The sequence below is a fragment of the Pedobacter sp. 01N416 genome (assembly GCF_056399685.1).
On record NZ_JBFTRT010000378.1, the window covers coordinates 1 to 4,986 of the forward strand.

The 4,986-nt window shown below is 38.7% G+C and carries 6 protein-coding genes and 1 pseudogene; 4 read left to right on the top strand and 3 right to left on the bottom strand.

Annotated elements, in window-relative coordinates; all coding sequences use genetic code 11:
- From AC1DND_RS19245 to AC1DND_RS19260, 4 genes and pseudogenes are all read left to right on the top strand, one after another.
- A partial coding sequence (locus AC1DND_RS19245; RefSeq protein ID WP_477584060.1) for an SDR family oxidoreductase occupies window positions 1–861 on the top strand: 861 nt, incomplete at its 5' end.
- 43 nt (window positions 862–904) lie between these two features.
- Window positions 905–1,633 (top strand): AraC family transcriptional regulator, encoded by a 729-nt coding sequence (locus AC1DND_RS19250; RefSeq protein WP_477584062.1) that lies wholly within the window; start codon window positions 905–907, stop codon window positions 1,631–1,633.
- Between the two features lie 15 nt (window positions 1,634–1,648).
- A pseudogene (locus AC1DND_RS19255) lies at window positions 1,649–1,819 on the top strand (helix-turn-helix domain-containing protein); the annotation flags it as partial.
- 350 nt (window positions 1,820–2,169) lie between these two features.
- Window positions 2,170–3,501 (top strand): Gfo/Idh/MocA family protein, encoded by a 1,332-nt coding sequence (locus AC1DND_RS19260; protein WP_477584064.1) that lies wholly within the window; start codon window positions 2,170–2,172, stop codon window positions 3,499–3,501.
- 379 nt (window positions 3,502–3,880) lie between these two features.
- Here AC1DND_RS19260 and AC1DND_RS19265 read toward each other — a convergent pair whose 3' ends face one another.
- The 3 genes from AC1DND_RS19265 to AC1DND_RS19275 form a co-directional block, all read right to left on the bottom strand.
- Window positions 3,881–4,174, bottom strand: a complete 294-nt coding sequence (locus AC1DND_RS19265; protein WP_477584066.1) for a hypothetical protein — start codon at window positions 4,172–4,174, stop codon at window positions 3,881–3,883.
- Between the two features lie 30 nt (window positions 4,175–4,204).
- Entirely contained in the window at window positions 4,205–4,381 is a 177-nt protein-coding gene (locus AC1DND_RS19270) for a hypothetical protein (RefSeq protein WP_477584068.1), read from the bottom strand.
- A gap of 374 nt (window positions 4,382–4,755) precedes the next feature.
- On the bottom strand, window positions 4,756–4,986 hold a 231-nt coding region (locus tag AC1DND_RS19275; protein WP_477584070.1), incomplete at its 5' end, for a hypothetical protein.

The following is a 4,986-nucleotide window of genomic DNA, read 5'->3' on the forward strand; positions in this document are numbered from 1 at the left end:
GCCGTAGTACAGGAATTATTAGCCCATGGGCACCAGGTTTTGGGATTGGCTCGTTCGCAAGAATCAGTAAACAAATTGATTGAAGCCGGCGCAGAAGCACACAGCGGAGATTTAAACGATTTTGAAAGTTTGAAATCAGGAGCTATCGCTTCAGATGCAGTGATTCATTTAGGATTTGTCCACGATTTTACAAGATTTGAGGAAATGTGTAAACTTGATGGAAAAGTGATTGAAACAATAGGCGAAGCTTTAATGGGAACAGACAAATCTTTTCTCATCACTTCAGGAACTGCACTTTTTTCAAAAGAGGGAATCACAACTGAAAAAGATCTTTCCGCAAACAATCCGCATCCCAGAATCGCAACAGAAAATGCAGCTGACGCCGTAGCTGCAAAAGGTGTGAAAGTTGCCGTTGTAAGACTCTCTCCATCTGTTCACGGTAAAGGAGATGTAATTGGTTTTGTTCCGACCTCGATTAATATTGCAAAAGAAAAAAGAAAGGCTGCAATTATTAATGATGGCAATAATTTCTGGCCTGCTGTCCACAGACTTGATGCAGCAAAACTGTACCGATTAGCTTTGGAAAAACCTTTTATAAGCGGAACTAGATATCACGCAGTTGCAGAACAGGGAATTCCATTTAAAGACATTGCAACTTTTATTGCAGAAAAATTGCAGATTCCACTTGTTTCCCTAACAAACGATGAAGCAGCAGCACATTTCGGCTGGTTTGCACATTTTGTAAAGCTTAACAATCTGACTTCAAGTGAAGTAACTAAGACAACATTAGGTTGGAATCCTCAACACCCAACTTTGATGGAAGATTTGCAAAATGATGTTTATTTCTCTGAGGCAAAATAGTCTGTACCTTTATATTCATTAAATTTGATTAAATATTAAACGGATGTCTGATTCGCCAATAAGAATAAAAACCATCTCTCAATTTCACACTTTGCGTGGCTTGCCAAAGCCAAAACATCCGCTCATCAGTGTGATTAATTTTGAAGATATGGCGCCGGCTTTGGAAAGCGGAAAGCAGCGTTTGATGTTTGATTTTTATATGATTTCTGTCAAGAGAGATATGAATCATAAATATAGATATGGGCAGCAGGATTACGATTTTGATGAAGGCGTGATGTTCTGTATGGCTCCACATCAGATTCTGAGCGTCATACGAGAAGAAAATGGCAAAAATCCGTCCGGATGGATGATGATGATTCATCCGGATTTTCTTTGGAATACGCCATTGGCAAGCGCAATCAAGAAATATGAATTCTTTGACTATTCTGTCCATGAAGCATTATTTTTATCCGAAGATGAAGAAATAAAAATCCAGCAAATTACTGATAACATCAAGCAGGAATATCAAACCAACATTGATAAATTCAGTCAGCGCATTATTATTTCTCAGTTAGAAACGCTTTTGAATTATTCTCAAAGATTTTATCAGCGACAGTTTATTACGCGTTATAAAGCGCATCATCAATTTTTGGAACGTCTGGAAATTCTGCTCAAAGATTATTTCAAAGGAAATAATCTCAAAGAACAAGGTTTGCCGAGTGTTCGGCTTCTTTCAGACAAATTCAATATGTCGCAATACTATATGCGGAGTCTTTTGAAAAATTTAACCTGACAAACCACGCAACAGCACATCCACGAAAAGCTGATTGAAAAAGCCAAAGAAAAACTCTCAACAACTGAACTTTCAGTGAGTGAAATTGCTTATGAATTGGGGTTTGAGCATTCTCAATCTTTTAGTAAATTATTTAAAGCTAAAACTGATATTTCGCCTCTTGAATTCAGGAAGTCGTTAAATTAAAATTATTCTAAGTCTTCTTAATTCATCAATTTTTATTCACAATCCCGAAATTTCCTGAAATTTTTCACTTAAAATATTTCATTAATAGCAATTGCATCTAAAACATATAGAGCGATTAGGTGAGTCAAAATTTAAACCGCATTAAATACTATTAAGTGCTGATCTTCGCACTAAGTGTACGTTTCAGCGCGATCATAGAAATGCTCCAACGAATTTGGCGGATTTTTTGTTTAAAAGGGATTCGAACAGAAGCGCCGGCCTGGTAACATTCTTATTAATTTTACCCATACCCTGGATGCTCCGCTAATTATTTTGTAATTTACTTTCAGTATAAATCTAACCTAAATTAAATGTTAAACCGTAGAAATTTCCTCAACTACGCTGCAACCGCAGTAGGAACCACTGCCCTGCTTTCTGCCTTAGACAATCCTGCCTATGCCCTTTTCAGTAAGACTATTAGCGCAAACGACCAAATCAATATTGGTGTAATAGGAATCAAAGGCATGGGATGGTCCGACCTCAAAGCGGCCCTCAAAGTACCGGGCGTAAACCTGATCGCCCTGTGCGACAGTGATGCCAATGTGCTTGATGAAAGGATGGCCGAATTAAAGTCGATGAATGTTGACGCCGCGAAAGTAAAAAGATATAAAGATTATCGTGCGCTGCTCGATAACAAAGATGTCGACGCCGTAATTATCGGCACACCCGATCACTGGCATGCCCTGATGATGATCCATGCAGTACAGGCAGGTAAAGATGTATATGTCGAAAAACCGGTCGGCAACTCTATTGTCGAATGCAGTACCATGGTCAAAGCGCAGGAAAAATACAATAAGGTTGTGCAGGCAGGTCAATGGCAGCGCAGTCAGCAACATTTTAAAGATGCTGTTGATTTTGTAAAGAGTGGCCAGCTAGGAAATATCAGAACGGTAAAAGTATGGTGTTACCAGGGCTGGATGAAACCTGCCCCCATAGTACCAGATACCCTACCCCCTGCAGGCGTTGATTATGCCATGTGGCTTGGGCCGGCGAATAAAAGAGCATTCAATGCCAGCAGATATCACTTCAATTTCCGCTGGTTCTGGGATTATGCCGGTGGGTTAATGACCGACTGGGGCGTGCATTTATTGGATTATGGCTTGCTGGGCATGAATTCACCCGTACCAAAAACCATATCTGCACTGGGTGGCCGCTTCGCCTATCCCGATCTGTATGAAGAAACGCCTGATACGCTCACTACCTTATATGAGTTTGACAAGTTCAACATGGTATGGGATTCTGCCATGGGCATTGATAACGGCTCTTACAACCGCAACCATGGGATTGCCTATATCGGTAACAACGGCACGCTGATCCTCAACAGGCAAGGCTGGGAAGTTATTGAAGAAAAGGTAAGCGGCAATAAAGTGAGTAAGCCCTTTGTTAAATCTTCAGACAATGGACTGGACAATCATATGGTCAATTTCTTTAGTGTGGTGAGATCCAGAAAAAAAGAAGAACTGAATTGTTCTATACAAGATGCTGCGCATGTAGCTACCGTTGCCCAAATGGGAAATCTTGCCTTCAGAAGCGGACAAAAATTATCATGGGACAATGCCAAACATCAGTTTACAGACCAGAAGGTAAACGATAAATACCTGTTGGCCCAGTATCACAACGGCTACAGCTTACCTAAAGTTTAACGCTACAGTCTAAACAGATCAGGAGGTATACATGTCCCTCCGGGATCATACTAAAGACCATCAAAATGTATCAAACCCTGCAATCGCACGATTAGCAGGGTTTTTGCTTTTGGGGATTGCCAAAATTCGCGCGAATTCACAAAAAATGGTGGGTGATTCGGTGTTAAAGGCAAAAGGGATAAAAAAACAAGGTCTTCTGTACCGCTAGTGCCAACAGCCGTCGAAATTGTCTAAAAATATGCCACTAATAAAGTTTGCCTAAATAGAGATTCGCTCTTTCCTGTGCGGAATTAAGAAAAAACTGACCTCGCACATTGCCGACATACATTTGCTGAGCGGGAATGGCCGGAGATCATTTCCGCTTTTATTTAAACGATTTCTAATTCAATTGTATAATTTCTTGCTTTAATTCCTTGGGAATGTTTGTCCATATAGTTTCGTCGTTCAATACCAGCTTATAACCACACTCATTATTCACTACGTCAACTATGTGTTTGTACCAATCTAAGTAACTCCATTCTCTCGGCTTCGGTGAAAATAGGAAAAGTCCGCTCGCATCCCAGTGTACTTCTGTAGCTGTTCTGTAAATGAGATCAAAACGGGCTGATGAGGGTTTTATGTAAAACCTTTGCTGCGCATCTATTCCAATTTCTGATATTTGATCAATTTTCATAAATCGAACTAAATTTCATAAGTACAAAAACTAGAGGTCATTCTTTTTTAAAGCAATCCCCTTACTTCCATTTCCGAAACCGTAAAGAACATTTTTTCGGATAACATATTTAGTGGAATCTGTAGTTAGATAATATTCCTTATTAGACTCAACAAACTTTCCTTCCAGAAATTCCAATGATGTGCCAGGATCTAGTTGTTCACTCATGCTAAAAGTACCTTCTGATTTCCAATGTACTATCTCATATATCCTGTTGTTATATTTGAATTTCCAACTTTCAAGTCGATTTCTCTGATGTCTACTAATTTCTGCACTAAAAAGAAAATTTATGATTAATGCTGAAATCACTGCATTAATCAAAAAAAATTTCGAGTACTGTTTTTTGAAGAAAAATAAAATTCCTGCGATAATAAGATTTATTACAATCACAAATGGAATTAGCAAAATTATGCCAATTGATACACTGGGATCGGGATCCATTGTTCTCACCCAGACCCATATAATGCAGAAGTCGATAATGACAAGTAATAATATTTTGGTCAAAAATTTCATTTGAATATTTACGAGTTGTAGTAAAACTACTATTTACTTTTATTCCTATCTAGATAATTCTCAAATACCTTCCCAATTATTCGGTCGATATTTGTGCTGTCTGCACCATCCCAGTACCACTGTACCTCTGATTCATTGAGATCACTTTTCGCAGAGTATAACAAATAGAAATCCATGTATTTTTTTTCCATATCTAACGCAATGCAGATGTCTTTGATTTCTCTAAGAACTGAAAGATATCTGGTTGGCTCATTTATAGT